14 protein-coding genes, 1 tRNA gene and 1 pseudogene are annotated in these 20,944 nt (G+C 64.7%); 11 read left to right on the top strand and 5 right to left on the bottom strand.

Features of this window, described 5'->3' with window-relative positions:
* Positions 1-33 precede the first annotated feature (33 nt).
* From KBX18_RS10735 to KBX18_RS10705, 7 genes are all read left to right on the top strand, one after another.
* Positions 34-258: a DUF3107 domain-containing protein gene (locus tag KBX18_RS10735; RefSeq protein ID WP_005286043.1), complete on the top strand. Its 225-nt coding sequence runs from the start codon at positions 34-36 to the stop codon at positions 256-258.
* 21 nt (positions 259-279) lie between these two features.
* Positions 280-1,176, top strand: a complete 897-nt coding sequence (locus KBX18_RS10730) for a DUF3152 domain-containing protein (protein WP_255996080.1) — start codon at positions 280-282, stop codon at positions 1,174-1,176.
* 14 nt (positions 1,177-1,190) lie between these two features.
* Positions 1,191-1,910, top strand: a complete 720-nt coding sequence (locus tag KBX18_RS10725; RefSeq protein WP_255996078.1) for a hypothetical protein — start codon at positions 1,191-1,193, stop codon at positions 1,908-1,910.
* A 258-nt stretch (positions 1,911-2,168) separates the two neighbouring features.
* Complete coding sequence (locus KBX18_RS10720; RefSeq protein ID WP_255996076.1) at positions 2,169-5,291, top strand: ATP-dependent DNA helicase; 3,123 nt, start codon at positions 2,169-2,171, stop codon at positions 5,289-5,291.
* Between the two features lies 1 nt (position 5,292).
* On the top strand, positions 5,293-8,586 hold the full coding sequence (locus tag KBX18_RS10715; RefSeq protein ID WP_255996098.1) for an ATP-dependent helicase: 3,294 nt from the start codon (positions 5,293-5,295) through the stop codon (positions 8,584-8,586).
* A gap of 11 nt (positions 8,587-8,597) precedes the next feature.
* Positions 8,598-9,716, top strand: a complete 1,119-nt coding sequence (locus KBX18_RS10710; protein ID WP_255996074.1) for a TrkA family potassium uptake protein — start codon at positions 8,598-8,600, stop codon at positions 9,714-9,716.
* A 3-nt stretch (positions 9,717-9,719) separates the two neighbouring features.
* Positions 9,720-11,777 (top strand): ATP-dependent DNA helicase UvrD2, encoded by a 2,058-nt coding sequence (locus KBX18_RS10705; protein ID WP_255996072.1) that lies wholly within the window; start codon positions 9,720-9,722, stop codon positions 11,775-11,777.
* 16 nt (positions 11,778-11,793) lie between these two features.
* Here the strand turns inward: KBX18_RS10705 and KBX18_RS10700 are convergent, their stop codons facing one another.
* Entirely contained in the window at positions 11,794-12,639 is an 846-nt protein-coding gene (locus KBX18_RS10700; protein WP_255996070.1) for a hypothetical protein, read from the bottom strand.
* Positions 12,640-12,673: 34 nt separating this feature from the next.
* On the opposite strand from KBX18_RS10700, the gene KBX18_RS10695 reads away from it, so the two are divergent.
* Positions 12,674-13,177, top strand: a complete 504-nt coding sequence (locus KBX18_RS10695; RefSeq protein ID WP_255996069.1) for a M48 family metallopeptidase — start codon at positions 12,674-12,676, stop codon at positions 13,175-13,177.
* Here KBX18_RS10695 and KBX18_RS10690 read toward each other — a convergent pair.
* Positions 13,174-14,655, bottom strand: coding sequence for a zinc-dependent metalloprotease (locus KBX18_RS10690; protein ID WP_255996067.1), 1,482 nt, complete (start codon positions 14,653-14,655; stop codon positions 13,174-13,176). The two genes, KBX18_RS10695 and KBX18_RS10690, sit on opposite strands and share 4 nt — an antisense overlap.
* Positions 14,656-14,766: 111 nt before the next feature.
* Between KBX18_RS10690 and KBX18_RS10685 the strand changes: the two genes are divergently transcribed.
* Positions 14,767-15,864: a PDZ domain-containing protein gene (locus KBX18_RS10685; RefSeq protein ID WP_255996065.1), complete on the top strand. Its 1,098-nt coding sequence runs from the start codon at positions 14,767-14,769 to the stop codon at positions 15,862-15,864.
* A 4-nt stretch (positions 15,865-15,868) separates the two neighbouring features.
* Here the strand turns inward: KBX18_RS10685 and KBX18_RS10680 are convergent, their stop codons facing one another.
* Positions 15,869-16,570 carry a hypothetical protein gene (locus KBX18_RS10680; RefSeq protein ID WP_255996063.1) on the bottom strand — a complete coding sequence of 234 codons (702 nt, stop codon included), beginning with the start codon at positions 16,568-16,570 and terminating at the stop codon, positions 15,869-15,871.
* A gap of 28 nt (positions 16,571-16,598) precedes the next feature.
* On the bottom strand, positions 16,599-17,093 hold the full coding sequence (locus KBX18_RS10675) for a PPA1309 family protein (RefSeq protein ID WP_050748840.1): 495 nt from the start codon (positions 17,091-17,093) through the stop codon (positions 16,599-16,601).
* 117 nt (positions 17,094-17,210) lie between these two features.
* Here KBX18_RS10675 and KBX18_RS10670 point away from each other — a divergent pair, with 117 nt between their 5' ends.
* Together KBX18_RS10670 and KBX18_RS10665 are read left to right on the top strand one after the other, a co-directional pair.
* Positions 17,211-20,204, top strand: coding sequence for a UPF0182 family protein (locus tag KBX18_RS10670; RefSeq protein ID WP_005286006.1), 2,994 nt, complete (start codon positions 17,211-17,213; stop codon positions 20,202-20,204).
* Positions 20,205-20,515: 311 nt separating this feature from the next.
* Positions 20,516-20,589: transfer RNA gene (locus KBX18_RS10665), tRNA-Met, on the top strand.
* Positions 20,590-20,683: 94 nt separating this feature from the next.
* Here KBX18_RS10665 and KBX18_RS10660 read toward each other — a convergent pair.
* A pseudogene (locus tag KBX18_RS10660) lies at positions 20,684-20,944 on the bottom strand (IS256 family transposase); the annotation flags it as partial.

The raw sequence follows: 20,944 nt of genomic DNA, 5'->3' as shown, positions 1-20,944 counted from the left end.
AACGAGCAAGTAACAACGAAGTTTAAGGACACAATGGAAATCAAGATTGGTTTGGCTGACAGCCACCGCGAACTGTCCATCACCTCCCCGCAGAACCAGGAGGATATCCAGGGGCAGATTACCCGTGCCATCGAATCCGGCGCACCGACGCTGACCCTGGAGGACGAGCGCGGCATGAAGTTCGTCGTGCGCACCGAGCGCATCCTCTATGTGGAATTGGGTAACTCCACCCCGCGTGCTGTTGGCTTCTCCGGTTAAGCCCGGGATAGATTAACCCCTATGAGCCACCACCCCGACACCGCCAGCGACGGCGCTCTGGCACGCTTCGCGCGCACCTACGGTTGGCGCGCGTATGCCATTCCCGTCTTGATTGTGGTGACGGCGCTGGTCATCTGGAGCATTGTCAACACCCCGTCCGGGGAGACCATCGGTGCATCAGACCGCGCTCCGGGACAGGTGGAGGAGCAGGAGCAGGAGACCCGCAAAACGGTGGCGCCGATGCCCGAGGGGGAGGTAGCCATCACGGAGTTGCCCCCAGGCGGCCCCTACACCGAGGAAGGGGCGGGCACGTTCCGCCCCATCGGTGCGCCCGGAATGAACGTGGGCAAGGGCGAAGAGCAGGTGGTGCGCTTCAGTACCGAGGTTGAAGACGGCATTGACACCAGCCGCTTCGGTGGCGATGACAGCTTTGCCACGATGGTGGACACCACCTTGTCCGACCCGCGCGGGTGGACTAATGATCCGGGTGTGCGCTTCGAGCACGTCAGCGCCAGTGATGAACCGGATCTGCGTATCCAACTGGCATCGGTGGGAACAGCCCGCGAGTTGTGCGGCGACGACTTGGGCCTGGAAACGTCGTGCCGTCTCTTCAGTGAGGAGCACGGTGACAGGGTGCTCATCAACGAGTCCCGCTGGGTCCGCGGTGCCGCACCCTTCAACGGTGACTTGGGGTCCTACCGCCAGTACGTGATCAACCACGAGGTCGGCCACGCCCTAGGGTATGCGGCCCACGAGCCGTGCCCGACCAACGGGGAGCTCGCGCCGATCATGATGCAGCAGACTCTGAGCCTGAACAACGCTGAGCTGCTGCGTGTCGCGCCGAGCGAGGTCTACCCGGATAACGCGGACACCTGCCTTGCGAACCCGTGGCCGTATCCGCGCCCGGCTGCGTTGTAGGAAAGGCGGCTGATATGGCGATTCCGGGGCATGTATTGACGTCTTTCCAAGTCGATGACGCACGCCCGGAGCCGCTCGGCAACGAGTGGGGCAACGGGGTACGCTACGGGCGCATCGTCATTTCTTCTGCGCCCGCGCACGCCGCGTGGTCGTCGAAACTGCGGGAAAAGGTCACCGTTCCGGGTCTGCGGATCGCGCGGCCCGTCCGAACCACCGACGGCCGCTTCACTCTGGCCGGTTTCCGCGCCACCGACTTCATCGAGGGCCAGCCCGGCCCCCGTATCGACGAGGCGATCGCCGCAGCCTTGCGTTTCGACGACGCCGTGGCCTATTTCCCCGCCCCCGCCATCCAGCGTGATGATGCTTGGGCCCGCGCCGAGCGTGCCGCTTGGTCTTCCGCGCCCGGCGCCGCCGTCAAGGGCGGGCAGCTCACCCACGCGGATTTCCTCGCCTGTTGCCTTTTCTCCGGCTCGCTCGCCCCCGCGCTCAGCGACATTGTGCCCAGCGCCGAGCCGCGCCCGCACGGTTACACCGCGGCCCTGACGCTTATCGACGGGCTGTTGGCCGGCGCCGTCGACGACCACGTCCTCAGCCGCTGGTCCCACATCCCGGACCTGTTCTTCCTGTGCGAGCGCGCGTTGGAGTACAGGGCGATCTTGGCGGCCGGTAACCCTCACGTGGCGGCGGCACAGACCGAGCGGATCGAGCGCGTTCGGGCTTTGTTGGCGCTCTAGCCGTCTGCGCTTGGGGCTCGCCGAGGCTTGCGGCCCCCTCGCCATGGCGATTAGCTAGATTCAGACGACTAGAAGGCTCCGTTTCGGGCCAAAATTCGGACAATCTAGCTGTCTGGCTCTAGCTATTCGCCGATCGGGGCCTGTACCGGGCCCCTATTCGCCGATCGGGGCGCGCACCGGACCCGATTAGAAAACGTGTTCCAATCCTTTGCGGCGTGTTCCGCCCCGGTGTCGGGGTGAGATGAGAGACTGTTATCCATGAGTTCGCCGCACCTGACTCTCCCTCCGAACCCGCAGGCCTACCTGGTCCACCGGGAGCGCCGCGACAGCACGCGGTCGTGGCCGGTTGATCTGCCCGAACGCGGTGTGCACAAGGTCACCGGAGCGGCGGGGGCCGGTGTGACGAGCTTCCTCATCGACGTTGCCGCCGCCCGCATCGCAGCTGGACAGGACCCTTCCAGCATCGTCTTCGTCACGGCGTCGAAGGAGTCGGCCGCCCGCGTGCGCGAGGAATTGTCCGAGAAGCTCACCTCTTCCGGGTTCGTGGCTGACGAGCCGATCGCCCGCTCCGTCCACTCCTTGGCCTTCGCGTTGCTGCGCGCCAGCGAGGATCCGGCGGCCGCCGCGGCGACCCCGATTCGGTTGATTTCGGGTGCTGAGCAGGACTTCGCCATCCGTGAACTGTTGCAGGGCAATGCCGCCGACGGCACTGGCTCGTGGCCGGAGGAGCTGCGGCCTGCGTTGCCCATGGTCGGGTTTGCCCGCCAGCTGCGCGATTTCCTGCTCCGCGCCGTCGAACGCACTCTCACCCCCGGTGAGCTGCGGGAGATGGGGCAGTTGCACGGTATCCCGGTCTGGTCTGCGGCTGGGGATTTCCTCGCCGAGTATCAAAACGTCATGGCGCTGTATGGTGCACGCAGTTATTCCGCTTCTGAGCTCGTGGCCGAGGTGGTCCGTCGCCCTCTGCCGCGCACGTGGGGCACAGTGCTTATCGACGATGCTCAGCACCTCGACCCCGCCTCCGGCATCCTCGCCACCCAACTCATCACGGAGTCCGAGCTTGCTGTGGTGGGCGGCGATGAGGAGCAGGCAGTGTTCCGGTTCCGCGGTGCCTCCCCGCTGTTCTTCAAGGACCTGGATGCTCCCGTCATCGATCTGGGGGCATCCCGGCGCGCCCCGTCCGCGCGTGCCGTCATTGCGCCGGACGCGGCGGTGAACAACGCGTTCGTGGCTGACACGCTGCGCCGTGCCCATCTGGAGGATGAGGTGCCGTGGAGGGAGATGGCTGTGGTTGTGCGCTCGGTAGGGATGATTGAGCCGCTGCGCCGCACGCTGCTTCAGGCAGGGGTGCCGGTGGCGATCAACCCGACAGACGTCGTGCTGGGGGAGCAGCGCATTGTTACCGCGATGCTGCTGGGGTTACGTGCTCTGAACGGTCTCGAGGCCCCACAGTGGCGCGAGCTTTTGCTCGGCCCGGTTGGTGGGGCGGATCCGGTCACGTTGCGGCGGCTGCTGCGCGGTTTGCGCCGGTGGCGTCCGGATGTCCGCGCGGAGGAGACGTTGAGCGAGCTTTTGGCCCTGCGCGGTGAGCTGCCCGACTTTGGTGACATGCTCACTCAGCGGGAGTTGGACATCTTGGACCGCATCCGTGGCGTACTGGAAGCTGGGCGGAGAGCCGTTGAGGATGCCGGCAGTGTTGAGGAGGTGTTGTGGGCCGTTTGGGCGCAAACCGGGCTGGCGGAATCTCTCATGGCCATCGCGTTGCGCGGCGGGGCGGCCGGATCCCAGGCCGACCGTGACCTGGATGCGATGATGGCTCTGTTCGACGCCGCCGGTGACTTCACTGAACGTCGACCGACCGCCACGATGGACGCGTTCATTACCCACATCGAGGAGCAGGAGTTGCCTACCGGTGTGCGCGACCGGCGCACCGCCGTGCCGGATGCAGTGCCGTTGCTCACGGCCCACGGTGTGGCCGGGCGTGAATTCGCCCGCGTCATCGTCAGTGAAGTGCAGGAGCTGTCATGGCCCACGTTGAGTGAAACCGGAACGCTCATGCGCCAGGAAGATCTCATCGACCTTGTCGATCAGGGCATCGACCCGGCGACCCCGGTCTCCCACACAGTGGATCGGCTGAAGGAGGAACGCCGCCTTTTCCACGTCGCTGTCAGCCGTGCGACGGAGCAGGTGATCGTCACTGCTGTGGACGCCCCGGACGGGGACGAGGTCATTGAGCCCTCCCGCTTCGTGCAGCAGTTCGCCGACGCGCGCGGCATCATCTCGGAGCATGTCAGCACCGGCACTGCCGCGTCCGGAGGTGCTGAGCAGCAGACCCTGTTCGACGGGGTGGACACTAGTACCACCGGCAGAGAAGAGGTGCACGTCGATGTGGCACCGGTCCGGGTGCTCGCAGTCGAAGACATTGTCGCTGAACTGCGCCGCGCCATCACCGACGAGTCCTCCAGCGAGGACGTTAAACACCAGGCTGCCCGCCAGCTCGCCCGCCTCGCCGAGGCCGGTGTGCCTGGGGCGGATCCGGGACAGTGGTGGGGGATCAGGGAGGCGTCGATAAGCGAAGGTGTGGAACCGCCTGGACGCCTGTCGCCCTCGCGCATCGAGGGACTACTGGAATGCCCCATGCGCAACGTGCTGGAGCGCGATGTCGCGCCGGCGTCGAGCGATGCCATGACCCGCGGAACGCTGGCGCACTATTTCTTCGAGGCCGTGGGAAACGGGGCTGATGTCGAGCTCGCCCAAGCGGACACGCTGGAGGCGTACCGTGCGCTGTTCACCGTTCCGTCCTGGAAAGAAGCTAGTGACACGGTGGAATTCACGCGTTTGCTCGACCGCGCGGTGAAATGGGTCGACGACACGCGCGGCACGTTCGCACTCGTGGACACCGAAGTTCCCGTCAACGTGGAGGTCGCACCTGGGCTGCGCCTCGGCGGGCGGATCGACCGGTTGGAGCGCGACGACAGCGGCGCAGTCCACGCGATTGATCTGAAGACGGGCAAGAATTATCCGTCTGCGGCGGAGGCGGAAGACAACCCGCAGCTGTTTGCCTACCAGCTCGCGCTGTCGCGCGGCACCTTGAAAGAGGGCGAGGAAACTTCGGTGGAGGCTGCCGGCACCGCGGACCCCCTCACCGTCGGCGGGGGAACGCTGATCTACCCCGGCAGCGACCAAGTGAAGGTGACTGCTGCGCACCAAGCGCCGAAAGATGCGGAGCAGTTGGAGGAATTCGCGGCGCGCATTGCCGCGCTGCCGGCGGAAATGACCGGGCCGCGGCTGCGCGCAGTGACGGGCAAACACTGCGATTTTTGCCACGTCAAAGCAATCTGCCCGGTGCAACCGGAAGGGGAGGTGACCACCCGTGGCTGACATGCAACCCGTGACACTGTCGCGGTATCTGAAGGAGAAGTTCCCGCCGACCGATCAGCAAGCGGCGGTCATCGGGGCAGACCCAGGCCCGCTCCTCGTTGTCGCTGGCGCGGGCGCGGGCAAGACCGAAACGATGGCGGCCCGCGTTGTGTGGCTGGTGGCCAACGGCTACGTCCGGCCGGAGGAAGTGCTCGGCCTGACGTTCACGCGAAAGGCCGCGCACGAGCTGGGTAGGCGCATTCGTACCCGGTTGGAGAAGCTCGCCGCGAATGAGCAGCTGGTGCGCCACTTGGACCCCAGCGGCGGGCTGGCCGAGACACTCGAGGTCATCGCGCCGACCGTGTCCACCTATGACGCGTTTGCCGGCGACCTCATCCGCGAATACGGCCTGCTCGTCCCCGTGGAGCCTGACGCGCGGCTTATCACCGATGCCGAGCTGCATTCCATCGCCTGGGACGTAGTGAGCAATCACGGTGGCGCTTTGCTCGACGGTGTCGATGCGAACCCCGGTGTGAGCACCGTCGTGGACACTCTGCTGCGGCTCGTGGCCAACATGGGCAACGACCTCATGCCGCCGTCGCGGGTGCGGGAGGAAGCGGAGGCGTTCATTGATAACGTCGCAGCCCTTCCCCGCGGCAGAGCGAAAGAGCAGTACGCCAAGGAAGTCCGCGGCTGGATAGACAAGCAGCGTCTTCGCGCCGCCTACACCGACCTCGCGGAGGAGCTCAGCCGCGAGCTGCGCGAACGCGGAGTGGTCACGTTCAACGAGCAAATGTCCGTCGCGGCGCAACTGGCCAGTAACCACCCGTCGGTCGGGGAGAGCCAACGCGGCCGCTTCCGGGTGGTCATGTTGGATGAATACCAGGACACCTCCCACGCCCAGCGCGTGCTTCTGCGCAGCTTGTTCGGCGAAAACCGCGACGACCTCGCGCGGCACCCGTACCCGCTGACCGTCACCGCCGTCGGTGACCCGATGCAGGCGATTTACGGCTGGCGCGGAGCCACTGCCGCTAATCTGCAGGCGTTCGTCGACGACTTTCCGCTTGCCGACGGTGCCTCCGCCCCGAAAGCCCAGCTCACCACCTCATGGCGCAACCCACCGGAAGTGCTGGCACTGGCCAACTCAGTGTCGTCGGCCGTGCTCGGCGCCCCGGGGCCGCAGCGCGCCGTCGAACCGCTCAATCCGAATCCGGCGTCTGAGCCTGGCACTGTAGAGGTAGGCTTCTACGGGCCTGTGGACGAGGAAATCGCCGCCGTCGCTGACATGCTGGCCGCGGACTTCCACGAGCAGCTCGCTGAGCACGGTGATGTCTCCTCGGCTGTGCTGGTGCGCAAGAACAAGCAGTCCGCGCTGATCGCTGAAGCTCTGGAGGAGCGCGGCATTCCATATGAGATTGTCGGTCTGGCAGGTCTACTGACCGTGCCGGAGGTCGCCGATGCGGTGGCTGTCGCGAAAATGCTCGTTCACCCGCAAGATTCTGCCGCTGCTCTGCGCATCCTGGCTGGCCCCGCATGCGGATTGGGGCTGAAAGACATCACGGCCTTGTCTCGGCGAGCAGTGAACCTGGCCGGCGGCCGGGCGCACGACCAAGAAGACAGCGCCGTAGCGGGGCTGGGGCCTGATGCAGATCCGCGGGAACGGTTGCAAGCCCAGCTCACCGACTTGATCCGCGAGGCCGAGAACGCCGTCGGGGAGAACGAGCGCTCCGTTGGTCTAGCCGACGCGGTGGCAGACCTCGGTGAGCCGGAGCGCTACACGGAGGAAGGTCTGGCCCGCCTGCAGGTGCTGTCCTCACAGCTGCGCGCCCTGCGCAAGCGCAGCTTGGGGAAGCGCCTGCCGGACCTGTTCGACGACATCGTCTCCATCTTCGGCATCCGCACCGAGGTGCTCTCCCGCCCCTCCGACACCGGCACTGTGCATCTGGACAAATTCGCTGAAACGGTCGCGTCCTATCCGGGTGCGGATCTGGAAGGCTTCCTGAACTACCTGGAGCTAGCCACCGAGCATGAGGACGGCCTGGCGCCCGGAACTGTTGCCAACACCGGCGACCGAGTGCAGATTCTCACCGCGCACAAGGCGAAAGGCTTGGAATGGCGCACCGTCGCTGTCGCCCACGCTGACGCCGCAACGTACGGCGGAACGGCGGAGACCTTCCTGGGGTATGTGGCGACGATCCCGGACGACACGTACACGGCGCTCGACGAAGCCGACACCCGCAGCGACTTCCAGAAGCTCACCAACCAGTACAAAAAGGACAAGACCGCCGAGCTTGCCGAAGAGTCAGCGCGCCTGTTCTATGTCGCGGTGACCCGGGCGGAGCGGCGTCTTTTGGTCACGGCGTCCGGGATCTCTCCGACGCGGAAGAAGCCGGTGGAGCCCTACTCCCACTTCCTGCCTTTCCGGGATATGGCGGAGGTGTTGTCCTGGTGGGACGGGACGGTGACGGATGAGCTGACGGACACTCGCGAACGCGAAGGCTTCTGGCCGCACTACAGCGCCGAGCCTGCCGCAGTGGATGCCGCTGAGCGCGTCAACGCGGCCCTTACGGACCTGCCGCAGCTCACCGCCGGTGAGCTCTACGGGCTGTGGGAGCGCGATGTGACAGCGCTGATCGAGGAGCATGAGGCCGCCATGAGCCCGTCGGTGCCGGTCATCATGCCCGCAATGCTCACCGCCTCCGACATCGTCGCGCTGCGCGCCAACCCGGAGCAGTTCGCCCGCCGCGCGCGCCGCCCTGTGCCGTTCAAACCGAACTCTTACGCCAAGCGCGGAACAGCGTTCCACGAGTGGATCGAGGGGTTCTTCGGCGCGCGTCCGCTTCTCGACGACGACGAGCTGCCCGGCAACACCGAACCCGACGTCGACGCGACCACACTGGCACGCCTCAAGGCGTCCTTTGAGGCCAGCCACTGGGCACAGCGCGCTCCGGCGCACATCGAGCACCCCTTTGAGATCGACTTGGGCTCGGCGACCGTGCGCGGCCGCATTGACGCTGTGTACCGTGACGCGCCCACACCAGAGGCGCCGCCCGGCAGCTGGACCATCGTCGACTGGAAGACCGGCGCCAAACCCCAGGCGACGGAGATGCGGGCCGCGAAACTGCAGCTGGCCGTCTACCGGGAGGCGTGGAAACGCATCGCCGGCGACGGGCTGCCAGTCAACGCAGTGTTCTTCTACGTCCGCACCGGGGAAGACTTCGCCCCGCACGACCTGCCAGAACGCGGCGAGCTGGAGGAGCTGCTGCAAACCGCCGCGGCGACAGGTCTAGAGTCCGATATAGACATGCAGCATTAAGGAGGTGACCCATGGCACCATCGTTTCGTCCGCCGATCCGTTTCCGCGATAACCGCAGCGACGAGTTGACGGCGTTGCCAGACCACGCTCTACTAAATGTCATCCGTCTGCCGCAGGCGGACAAGGCAACGCCGTGGGCACTGATCAGCCGGCGGTTCCTGTACGCCATCTTGCTTGTTGTCATCGTCGCTGTGCTTGTGTGGCTGGACAAGGACGGTTATTCGGAGCACCTCACCTTCATTGACGCGGTGTATTACTCGGCGGTGTCGCTATCCACCACAGGTTACGGCGACATCACCCCGGTGACGCAGACGGCGCGCCTAGTGAATATCTTGGTGGTCACCCCGATGCGTGTGGCGTTCCTGATGCTGCTCGTCGGTACCACCTTGTCCGTCCTGACCGAAGACTCGCGTAAGACCCTGCAACTGCAGCGCTGGAGGAAAACCGTGCGCAACCACACCATCGTCGTCGGCTATGGAACGAAGGGCCGCTCCGCGGTCGAGGCGTTGATCGCAGAAGGCATGCCACCCTCCGACATTGTCGTCATCGACGACAATCAGGAGGCCTTGTCCCACGCCGAAAACCGTGGCCTCATTGCCGTCCACGGCAACGCCACGAAGTCCGATGTGCTCAAAATCGCCGGAGTGAGCCGCGCCCGCTCTGTCGTGGTCGCACCGTCCAGTGACGACACCGCTGTTTTGGTGACATTGTCGGTGCGTGAGATCAACCAGGGGGTCAACATCGTCGCGTCGGTACGCGAAGGCGAGAACCAGCACCTGCTCGAGCAGTCCGGGGCGGACTCGGTGGTCATCTCCTCGGAAACCGCGGGCCGCCTGCTCGGCATCGCTACGTCGACACCGACGGTGGTGGAGATGATCGAGGACCTGCTCAGCCCCGATGCCGGTTTCGCCGTGGCTGAGCGCGCGATTATTGATGACGAAGTCGGCGCCAACCCCCGGCACCTCGCCGATATTGTGCTGGGCGTGGTCCGCTCCGGCGAGCTCTACCGCCTCGATTCGCCGGAAGCGGAGACCGTCGAGCCGGGCGACCGCCTGCTGTACATCCGCTACACCGACGAGACTCCGGACGACCTGAGCGAAGCCGCCCGCGCAGAGGAAGAGGACCGCTAGCCGATGATCGACCTGAGCCAGCTCGAAACTCAGCTCGACCCCGATCAGCTCGTCGCCGCCACCGCTCCGCGCGGGCCGGTATGCATCCTCGCCGGCGCCGGCACCGGTAAGACGCGCACCATTACCTACCGCATCGCGCACCTCATTGATCAGGGGTTTGTCGCCCCGCAGCGCGTGCTCGCGGTGACGTTCACTTCGCGCGCGGCAGGGGAGATGCGCGATCGTCTGCGCGACATGGGCATTGGCGGTGTGCAGGCCCGCACGTTCCACGCTGCAGCGTTGCGCCAGCTGCGTTACTTCTGGCCGCAGGTGGCAGGCGACATGCCGTGGCACCTCATTGACAACAAGTTCCCCCTGGTCGGTCGCGCAGCGCGCTCTGTGGGGCTCGAGTCCCACAAGGATATGGTGCGTGACCTGCTCAGCGAGATCGAGTGGGCCAAAGCGTCTCTAGTCACCCCGGAAAGCTACGCCGAGACCGTCGCTAACTCTCACCGTGAGCCGCCAACGGACGCGGAGAAGGTCGCCGCCGTGTACAAGCGCTACGAGCAGTCGAAGACCAGCCCCGAGGGCATGGCGCTCGACTTCGACGACCTGCTGCTCCACGTCGCCGGAGCCCTGGAGAACGCGCCAGCGGTGGCAGAGGAGTTCCGCACCCAGTACCAAACCTTCGTCGTCGACGAGTACCAAGATGTCACCCCGCTCCAGCAACGTGTGCTTGAAGGCTGGCTGGGCCAGCGCGATGATCTGACTGTCGTCGGCGACGCTAACCAGACCATTTACTCGTTCACCGGGGCTTCCCCGGACTATCTGCTGAACTTTTCGCGGACGTACGGGCACGCGACCGTGGTCAAGCTGCAGCGCGACTACCGCTCCACCCCCGAGGTCGCAGACCTGGCGAATACCGTGATCTCTAAAGCCACCGGCCGCGCTGCTGGCACCCGCCTTGAGCTGCAGGGCATGCGCGCACCAGGCCCGGAGCCGACGTTCGCGTCCTATGCTGATGAGCCGACGGAGGCGCGCGAAGTCGCGGCACAGATCCGCACGCTTATCGACGGCGGCGTCCCACCCCGCGAAATCGCCATCCTCTACCGCCTCAACGCGCAGTCGGCGGTGTTCGAGCAGGCGTTGTCTGACGCTGGCATCGTCTACCAAGTCCGCGGCGGCGAAGGCTTTTTCAACCGCCCAGAGATCCGCGAGGCGATCGGCGTGCTGGTGCAGGCCACCCGCCGCAACGACCTGCCGGACGACCCGGTGACTGTCGCCCGCGCCGCTTTCGCCCCGCTGGGTCTGAGTGCCACGGAACCCGAGGGTGCGCAGCAGCGTGAACGGTGGCAGACGCTCAACGCGTTGGTGGAGCTCATCGCCGACATCGTGAACACTGGGGAAGCAGACTCGCTGCCCGGAGTGTTGCAGTCGCTGCGCCAGCGCGCGGAGTCGAAGCAGCCCCCGGCTGTCGACGGTGTGACGTTGGCCAGCCTGCACGCCGCCAAAGGCCTTGAGTGGGATGCGGTCTTCCTTGTTGGCCTGGTGGAGAAGACGCTGCCCATCTCGCATGCGATCAAGGCTGGCGACGAGCAGATTGAGGAGGAGCGGCGCCTGTTCTACGTGGGCATCACCCGCGCCCGCGAACACCTGCACTTGTCGTGGTCGTTTGCCCGCCAGGAGGGTGGTCGGAAAAGCCGCGACAGGTCCCGGTTCCTCGACGGTATTGCCCCGCAGCTCGACGTCGAGACCACCCCTGACCGCCTCAAGCGTCCGAAGAGATGCCGGGTGTGCGGCAACCCCATCACCACGCCCGCCGAGAAGACCCTCGGCCGGCACGAGGAGTGCGAGCCGACCTACAACGAGGCCGCATTCACAGCCTTGAAGCAGTGGCGCTTGGACACCGCCCGCGAGAAGCAGCACCCGCCGTACATGGTCTTCACTGATGCGACACTTCTGTCTGTCGTCGAGGCGATGCCGGCAAGCCTCGCAGAACTACTGGACATCTCCGGCATCGGCCCGTCCAAGCTGGAACAGTACGGCGAGGACGTGCTGGCCGTCTTGGAAGACTTCCGCTGACCCCTTCCGTGCCCCCTCACAAGCAGGCAGGGCAGCTCTTGTGCGTGCCCAGGGGGTGCTCAGCCACCCACTGCGGCCCGAAGGGGTCGATGATCAGCGCGATTCCGGGCTCCGCTTCCGGAACGAGCACACCGGGAGGTTCTGGCACCTCCGCGCACCGGCGCGCGATCACCGCGGCGGCAGCTGCGCCAGCGGCGACCACCGCAGGATCCGGGGCATTCGTGCTCGAGGCCTGCGACAGTGCCGTAGCGGTGACATGCGTGTGCGGGTCGCGCTCCTGGGCGTGCATGAGCACACACTCAAGGCACGGACCGTCCCCGTCGAGGCTTGCCGGGCCGACCACCACGCGCGAATCCAGTGTGAATACCGGGATGATCCACCCGGTGTGATCGGCCAGCGCCTCGCGCAGCCGCACCAGCTGGGGCACCTGGTCAACAACCACGACGGGTGTATCAGGGGATTGGCGGGAAAGGAAGGGGTGGAGGGGTTCGTCGATAAGCGGTGTGCGCACTGTGATCCCGCCGGTGCGCAGCAACCGCACCACCTCGTCCGCCAAAGCTGAAGTGCCGAGCACCACGACGGTGCGTTCGCTGGCGTCGACGAGGATGCGGTAGTTCAGCAAATCGTTGACCAGCGTCCGCGCCTCCGGCTCATCAATCTCGGGAATGCCTCGCAGGGCGTTGAGAACATCGCGCACGGCCGTAGGCTCGATCATGGCATCTAGGATGTCCTTGAGCTCGCGCGGGTGCGCCGTGTCCAGCACCGCGCTTCTCGACGCATCCAGCCCGAACTGCACCGATCCCTCCCCACGGACCAGCACATTCACACCGGGCGCTAAACGAACTAATGTTGAGTCCCCCATAGGAGCCATTGCAGCACACGGGAGGACACTGCGCATGCTCGACCGCGACGACGTGGACGTGATCCGCTCTGCGCGAAGGACCCGCACCGTGCAGGCACGGTTCAAAGGCGACCGCATTGAAGTTCGCATTCCGGCACGTTTCACCGCCGCACAGGAACGCGAAGCTGTCGACGGAATCCTGGCGAAGATGGAGCGCAAGCTCACTACCAGCACGGTCTCCGATGAAGATCTGCTCGCTCGCGCTCAATCCCTCAACGACTCCGTCCTCGACGGGCAAGCGCGCATCGGGTCCGTGCGGTGGACCTCCAACCAGTCGACACTGTGGGGGTCCTGCAGCACGGCGACCGGTGACATTCGCATTTCTGACCGGCTACGGGACGTGCCCGACTGGGTGGTCGACGCTGTGCTGGTCCACGAACTCGTGCACACCTTCATCCCCGGCCACGGCCCTGAGTTCTGGGAGCACGCCGACAAAGCCCCCCGCGCTGAACGCGCGAAGGGCTATTTAGAGGCGTTCCAGAGGTTCGGGCAGAACTAGTCGTTCTTGTCGTCCTCGGTGCCGGAGCTGCCGTCAGTACCGCGGTCGTCCTCGCTTGGGCCGGGCTCTTCAGCGAGCATCTCCTCGAGTTTGGCGATCTCTTCGTCGAACTGGTCGTCCGGAGCATCGTCGAGAAGCGTGTCGATGAAGGCTGCCGGATTCTCCAGGTGCTCGCCCGTGGGCAACAGGTCCGGGTGATCCCACACCTTGTCGCGGCGCTCCGCACCGACGGCAGTGGTAGCGCGGCGCCACAGGTCAGCGGCTTCGTTCGTCTTCGGAGCGCCCAGCTCAATGCCGACGACGCTGGCAAAGGCGTTCTCAGCGGACCCGCCGGTCGCGCGGCGGCGTGCCCACGACTCCGTCATCGCCGCAGTGGACGGGATGCGGGAGCCGAGGGCGTCCTCGACGACAACCTCGACCCAGCCTTCGACGAGCGCGAGCAGCGTCTCCAAACGATCTGCTGCGGCAGCGTTGCGCGAAGTGACGCGCGGGGACATGTCCATGCCCTGCATCTCCTGCATCGCCTCCTGGATCTTCGCTGGGTCGCCCGACTCAAGGTTGAGATCCCGGATCTTCTCCTCAATGTGGGAAGTGTCCAGCTCCAGGCCGACGGAGTATTCCTCAACCGACGACACGATGCGCTCGACGAGCCACGGCACGTGGGTGAACAGGCGCTGGCGAGCGGCCTCGCGCGCCGAGATGTAGACGAGCACCTCTTGCCCCGGCACAGACAGCTGCTCCGAAATCGGCTCAATGTTCTTCGGCACGATGCCGATGACACCCTTCGGCGCGACCGGAAGGCCGAAGTCATTGCCGGTCAGCGCCTGGTTGGCTAAGTCACCGAGTGCCTGGCCGAGCTTGGCGCCGAAGTTCATCGAGTTGAAGTGGCCGAGCATCTGCGTGATGGGGCCGAAGATCTCGCGTGCTTCTTCCGGCATCGCGTCGAGCTGGGCGCGGGCCATGTGCTCCGCGACTGGACTGACCATGCGCTTCCAGGTGGGGAGGGTGTTGGTCAGCCAGTCGTCCGCGCTCCATGCCTCGGGGCGGGAGCCGGAATCGGGGAGCGCCGTTGCGTCATCAATCCACAGGTTCGCAAGCCTCGTCGACTCCGTAACGGCGTTCGTGTCGCCTGCAGTCGCACCACGCGGGTTCTTGACCACCTGGCGGGCAGCGCGCAGCGCCACGTCGTAGTTGACCGCGTCCTGCTTGGGGCGCTCTTGGCCGGCCTTATTGGCCTGCTCGCCCAAGCCGGAGAGCATCTCGCTGAACTGGCCCAGGACCTCGCCGAGGTTGCCGAAGCCGCCGCTAAAGCCTTGGGTGCCGCCAATGCCGAACCCGAACTGGCCGAACGGGTTGTCCTGGCGGCCCTGATCGTCGCGGCCGTTGCCGTCGTTGCGGCCGTTTCCGTCCTGGCCGTCCCGGTCGTCGCGATCATCGCGGTCGTCGTTAGGGAAAGAGAACCCGAATCCATTAACCATGGTGGCCAGCCTACCGGCGGTGAAACACGCCCTACAATGAAAAACGGGCTGAGCAGGCAACGCTCTAAGCGAACACGGTCTTTTGAACGGGCTGTTGTAGGCTTTACTGCCGTGACTTTGCCTGCTACTGCGGACCAACCCGCTCCTTCCGTGAAACGCCGCCGTGCTGCGGTGGTGTGGGGCGGTATTCCCCTTGCGGTGGCGGCGGCGTTGTTCGTGGCCGGGGGCATTCCGGGGACCGATATCCGGTTCACAGTGCCGTTCGCGGCGCAGGGGCCGGGGCCGACGTTCAACACCCTGGAAGAAGTCGATGGCACTCCCGTCATCGAAATTGAGGGGGTGGATGTCGATCCGACCGCAGGCAACCTGGACATGACGACAGTGTCTGTGCGCACCAACATGACCGTGGGGCAAGCACTGAGCCGCTGGCTGATCTCCGATGACACGCTCGTACCGATCAACCAGATCATGCCGGCAAATATGTCGGACGAGGAGATGCGCAAGCACAATGAGGCCACGTTCGTCGCCTCCGAAGCTGCCGCCACGGTCGCGGCAATGCGCTACCTGGGGGAGCCGACCCGCGTCCTCATTCACGACGTCCTCGAAGACGGCGCTGCGGCCGACGCACTCAAGCCCGAAGACATCATCACAGCTGTCGATGGCACCGATGTTTCCGCCCCGCAGGAGGTCCAGGACCTCGTCCGGTCAAAGAATCCCGGAGACGAGCTCACTATTTCTTACGAGCGCGACGGTGAGCCGGGGGAGGCCACCATCACCCTCGGCACCAACCCCCAGGATGAGTCCGTCCCGCTGCTGGGTGTGACCATGTCCTCGGAGCCCACTGGCGATGTTGCGGTGAACTACAACTTCAACGACGTGGGAGGCCCGAGCGCAGGAATGATCTTCTCGCTCGCGGTCATCGATAAGCTCTCGCCCGGCGAACTCAACGGCGGCAAGCACGTCGCGGGCACCGGCACCATCTCCGAAGATGGCTCCGTCGGTCCGATCGGCGGCATCACGCACAAGATCGAAGGCGCACGCGACGGCGGCGCAGAACTCTTCCTCGCGCCCGAGAACAACTGCAAGGAAGCAAGCAAGGTCGATGCGGGGGATATGGTTGTCGCGAGCGTCGCCACGCTTGACGACGCAGTAGCCGCCATGTCCGCCTTCTCCGAAGGATCCCCCGTCAAAACCTGCGCGGCGGACTAGCGCGCTACTGCTCGTTGGTGAGCTGCTTCGCGTCTTGCTCTTCTTGCTCGCCTTCCTGCTCTTCTTCATCCGTGGCGAGCGCAGGGGTCTTCACTCCGCTGCCGTCGTCTTCAGCTAGCCCCAGCTCGTAAATGCGCTGCTCAGGGTCAACATCTCCGCTGTCGACCATCTGCTGCAGCAGCTGGCCCTTGTCGGAGTCCACCACGGTGAGGACGGCGGTCCGGCCCAGCATCGACCAGCCGACGATCTTGTTGCCGTCCTCGGACTCTTCAACGATGCGGGAGCTCCTCAGCCCAGTCAGCAGATCCTTTGTGTCTGCGGCCATGGACTCGGACTCGAAGAACTGGATCTTTCCCACATCAGCGCCGGTGCATTCGATGGAGCCTTTCAGGCTGGTTTCCGAGCAGGTATCTAGTGCGTCGAAAAGCTCTGCGGGCGCAAGCGCCGCGAATTGCTCCGCGACTTGAGCCACGAGTTCTGAATCGTCGCTGCGGCGGCGCCACCCGTTCTGCTTGCTGGTTTCCGCCGTGGATTCCTCAGCCGTGGATTCGTCGGCCACAGTCTCAGCGGAGGTGGATTCCGGCGCAGGTGCCGGCAAAGGCTCTTTGCTCTCTTTGTCAGAGCAGGCGGCGAGCGTGACAACCAAGCTCATCGCCGCGAGCGCGACAGGCGCACGGCGATGGCGGGGCAGGGACGAAGACGGCACGGGGGTAACTCCTTTAAAGTAGACCCCCTTAGTGTAGATCGTCTTCCTGCGGATCGTTCTCCAAGCTGTACCGCAATGCGCCGATGACTGCGGGTGCGACGTTGGGTCCGCCGCGCAGTTGGATATCGTCTTCTGCGAACGGGCCAGCCGCTTCCAGCTCCTCTTCGGTCGGGCGGATCTGCAGCAAGGTCTGCTCAATATCTTCGTCCCGCAGCACGCCGGAGAACAACCGGGCCGGGGACGCTTCGGCAGTGCCGCTGGTGTCCATGAAGACGATCTCCTGCGCCAGGATGACGCCCTCGACCTCTGCTGGCCATGCCAGGCGCGCGATATAGTCGCCTAACTCGTCTGAACCAGGCAGGATGTGCTCCGGGAGCTCCTGAACCACCAAGGTCAACGGGGAATCCGCCTCCTCGTCGAGTGCGGCGAGCTGGTCCACGACCAACTCCGTCGGCACCAGGGCGAACAGCGTGGGCGGCGCGTCCCAGCCTTCCGCGTGGACGAACTCGACGGCCTCCATCATGGCCTTGTTGAGAGCTTGCTGGCGCAACTGAGGAACCCTTCTGGTCTTTTAGGCGTTAGGCACTTTAGTGTTAAAGCTTAATAGTTCATCGTTCTAAGCCGTTATAAGGAGCTGGATTTGGCCACGCGCCTGAACCGCCCCCGCCCGGAGTCGGGGAAATCCACGAATAAACTACTGGTGACCTTCGGAATCATTGCGCTGATTCTGTTCCTCGTCCCCCTACTTGTGGGCCTCTACACAGAGTTCCGCTGGTTCGGTGAGGTGGGGTACCGCGGGGTGTTCACCAACGTCATCCTCGCCCGTGTGGCACTGTTCGTGATCTTCGGTCTGCTCGGCGGCGCGATCACGTGGGCCGCAGCCTTCATCGCGTGGCGCACCCGCGAACGGGTCTCCGTCTTCGCCGACCCGAATTCGCCGATGGCGGCATACCAGTCCTCCATCCAGTCCAGCGTGCGCTCCATGCTGGTGTGGCTGCCCATCGTGGTGGGGCTCATCAGCGGCATGATCGGGCAGGGTTCCTGGCGGACATTCCTGCTGTGGATCAACTCCTCTTCCTTCGGCTCCCAGGACCCGCAATTCGGCCGTGACTTAGGCTTCTACGCCTTCGCGCTGCCGGCGCTGTCCACGCTGGTCAGCGTGCTGTCGATGCTGCTGATCGTTGCTTTCCTTGTCGCTTTGGTGACCCACTACTTGCTGGGCAGCATCCGGGTGGCCAACCAAGTCAGCGGGACGAAGGGCCACATTTCCAAGCCTGCGCGCGTCCAGCTCGCGGTCACTGCCGGTCTGTGGATGCTGGTCAAGGCGCTCGACTACTGGCTGGAGCGCTACACGCTGCTCTACGACAGCAATGACATCTTCACCGGTGCCTCCTACACCGATATCAACGCTCAGCTGCCGGCGCGCATCATCCTGGTAGTCATCGCGGTGCTGGTAGCGGCGGCATTCTTTGTGTCGATCATCTTCCGCGATTTCCGCATCCCCGTGCTGGCGACTGTGCTGATGCTGTTCTCCTCGCTCATTATCGGCCAGGCATGGCCCGCGATGGTTGAGCAGTTCTCCGTCAAACCCAACCGCCAGGCGCGCGAGTCCGAGTACATTCAGCGCAACATTGAAGCCACGCGTGAGGCGTACGGGCTTACCGACGCCACAGTGACCTACGAAAGCAACTGGGGTTCCGAAAGCACGAACGACGGGGAAGTGGGCCGCGACTCCGCGACTATCTCCAACATCCGTCTGCTCGACCCGGAGATCCTGTCGCCGACGTTCACGCAGAATCAGCAGCTGCGCAACTTCTACGGCTTCCCCGACCAGCTGGCCATGGACCGCTACACAGTCGACGGGGAGCTGCGCGACTATGTCGTCGCGGCTCGCGAGCTGGACCCGAATGCTCTGCGTGAGAACCAGCAAGACTGGCTCAACCGCCACACGGTGTACACGCACGGAAACGGCTTTGTGGCTGCACAGGCCAACATTGTCGACGAAGCTGCCCAGGACGCCGGCTCCACCCGCGGTGGCCTGCCGGTGTTCACGGTGTCGGACCTGCAAGCCAACGCCAACGCGGAAGAAAAGGAAGACGCCGAAGAGCTGGGTATCCGTGTGGACCAGCCGCGCGTCTACTACGGCCCAGTCATTGCGTCCGCTGAAGATGGCCTCGACTACGCCATCGTCGGCGATGTCGGCCAGGGCCCGCTCGAGTACGACACCGACTCTTCCTCGTTCACCTATGACGGTGAAGGCGGCGTGAGCATCGGCAACTGGGTCGACCGCCTCGCGTACGCGGTGAAGTACCAGGAACTCAACCTCATCCTGTCGGACCGTGTCGGCAGCGAGTCCAAGATCTTGTACGACCGTGACCCGCGCCAGCGCGTGGAGAAGGTCGCACCGTGGCTGACCACCGACAGCACCACGTACCCCGCTGTTATCGACGGTCGCATCAAGTGGATCGTCGACGGCTACACCACGCTGTCTGCCCTGCCGTACTCCACCCGTGAATCCCTGCAGAACACCACGCAGGACGCGCTCAACCCGGAGGGCACCAACCAGCGATTGGTCAACAACGAGGTCGGTTACATCCGCAACTCCGTCAAGGCGACAGTCGACGCCTACGACGGTTCGGTCGACCTCTACGCCTTCGACGAAGAGGACCCCGTCCTCAAGGCGTGGATGGGTGCTTTTCCGGACACGGTGAAGCCCGCTTCGGAGATTTCCGATTCGCTGCGCGACCACCTGCGCTACCCGGAAGACCTGTTCAAGGTCCAGCGCGAGCTGCTGGCCCGCTACCACGTGTCTGACCCGGGCGTGTTCTTCAACAACGACGCCTTCTGGTCCGTCCCGAACGATCCGACCGCGCCGGAAGGCCGCCAGGAGCTCAACCAGCCGCCGTACTACGTTGTGGCCGCCGACCCAGAAACGGGTGACCCGACCTTCCAGCTGATCACCCCGTACCGCGGTCTGAGCCGTGAGTTCCTCGCCGCGCACATGTCGGTCACCTCCGACCCGGACAACTACGGCCAGATCACCGTCCGCGTTCTGCCGACCAATACGCAGACGCAGGGTCCGAAGCAGGCTCAGGACGCGCTGATGTCCTCTGACCAGGTCGCCCGCGACCGCACCCTGTGGGAGGGCTCCAACACGCTGAAGAATGGTAATTTGCTCACCCTGCCGGTTGCTAACGGCGAGATCCTTTATGTCGAGCCGATTTACTCGCAGCGCAAGGACCAGGAGTCCGCGTTCCCGAAGCTGCTGCGTGTGCTGGTGTTCTACAAGGGCCGTGTCGGTTACGCCCCGACGATCTCCCAGGCGCTCAGCCAGGTGGGCATTGACGCGAAGGAGGCCCAAGACATCTCCATCGTGGACTCCGATGACTCGACTACTTCCGACGCCGAGGACCAGGCCACGGCGACGGACCCGGACAACACCGACGCGGAGACCGAGGAAAGCGAGGGCGACGGCGACACAGCCACCCCGCCCGCCAACCAAGAGGAAGCCCTGACGGCTATCGACGAGGCCTTGCGCGGCCTCGAGGACGCCCGTGACGGTTCCTTCGAGGAATACGGCCGAGCCCTGGACGAGCTCGACCGCGCCGTTGAGGACTACCAGAAGGGGCAGTAGTCGGGTGCGGCCCGACGGCCGTACCTGACCCATTAGCGGTGAACGATTTGAGGGTTCCAGCCCCATAACGGTCGCGCCATAAGCTCCTGACCGGCAGTTATTGTCTTGGACTTATGGGTCGGTGCGCTAAATCGTTCACGCAGTCTCAACCTGAATAGCTGGCGAACCCCCGGCGAACGGGCGGTGAACACCCCCACGAGCCCCTGGCCCACTTTCACGTGTGGCCAGGGGATTTGTTGTTCAGGACAAGTCTGCGTATAGTTAACACCCGTTGCCGATACGGCAGCAGGTGAAGTTCATAACTCACTCGACGCGGGGTGGAGCAGCTCGGTAGCTCGCTGGGCTCATAACCCAGAGGTCGTTGGTTCGAATCCAGCCCCCGCTACTAAGATAAGGCCCCTACCAGTGGAAACGCTGGTAGGGGCCTTCTTCATGGGTTAAACGACAAAATGTGTGTCTGGCTCGGCGTGTCGTGGGGGTTAGATCTGGCCTTTTTGGATGCCGATTGAGTGGTTGTAGTTGGTGTCGATAGCGTTGTCGTAGAGGGCTGGTCGTCCTGTTTGGTGGTCGGCTTGGTTCTCGTTGTGGGTCAGGGTTGTTACTTTGGCGAGTTGGTCCTGGCCCCAGTTGGACTGCCTGGCGATTCGTACGGGATCGTCAGGCAGTTCCGTTTTCAGGTAGAGCCACCAATCCAGCATTCGGCGTTGTCGTTCACCTGATCTGCCGCGGTGTGTCCTGGC

The sequence above is a fragment of the Corynebacterium sp. CCUG 69979 genome, from assembly GCF_024454095.1.
GTDB classification, from domain to species: domain Bacteria; phylum Actinomycetota; class Actinomycetes; order Mycobacteriales; family Mycobacteriaceae; genus Corynebacterium; species Corynebacterium genitalium.
This window is presented reverse-complemented; position numbering and strand designations above follow the sequence as displayed.

Coding starts and splice junctions, on each gene's coding strand:
- KBX18_RS10690 (WP_255996067.1), bottom strand. CDS start 14,655: ATGGTTAATGGATTCGGGTTCTCTTTCCCTAACGACGACCGCGATGAT.
- KBX18_RS10725 (WP_255996078.1), top strand. CDS start 1,191: ATGGCGATTCCGGGGCATGTATTGACGTCTTTCCAAGTCGATGACGCA.
- KBX18_RS10735 (WP_005286043.1), top strand. CDS start 34: ATGGAAATCAAGATTGGTTTGGCTGACAGCCACCGCGAACTGTCCATC.
- KBX18_RS10720 (WP_255996076.1), top strand. CDS start 2,169: ATGAGTTCGCCGCACCTGACTCTCCCTCCGAACCCGCAGGCCTACCTG.
- KBX18_RS10710 (WP_255996074.1), top strand. CDS start 8,598: ATGGCACCATCGTTTCGTCCGCCGATCCGTTTCCGCGATAACCGCAGC.
- KBX18_RS10705 (WP_255996072.1), top strand. CDS start 9,720: ATGATCGACCTGAGCCAGCTCGAAACTCAGCTCGACCCCGATCAGCTC.
- KBX18_RS10700 (WP_255996070.1), bottom strand. CDS start 12,639: ATGGGGGACTCAACATTAGTTCGTTTAGCGCCCGGTGTGAATGTGCTG.
- KBX18_RS10695 (WP_255996069.1), top strand. CDS start 12,674: ATGCTCGACCGCGACGACGTGGACGTGATCCGCTCTGCGCGAAGGACC.
- KBX18_RS10715 (WP_255996098.1), top strand. CDS start 5,293: ATGCAACCCGTGACACTGTCGCGGTATCTGAAGGAGAAGTTCCCGCCG.
- KBX18_RS10675 (WP_050748840.1), bottom strand. CDS start 17,093: ATGATGGAGGCCGTCGAGTTCGTCCACGCGGAAGGCTGGGACGCGCCG.
- KBX18_RS10730 (WP_255996080.1), top strand. CDS start 280: ATGAGCCACCACCCCGACACCGCCAGCGACGGCGCTCTGGCACGCTTC.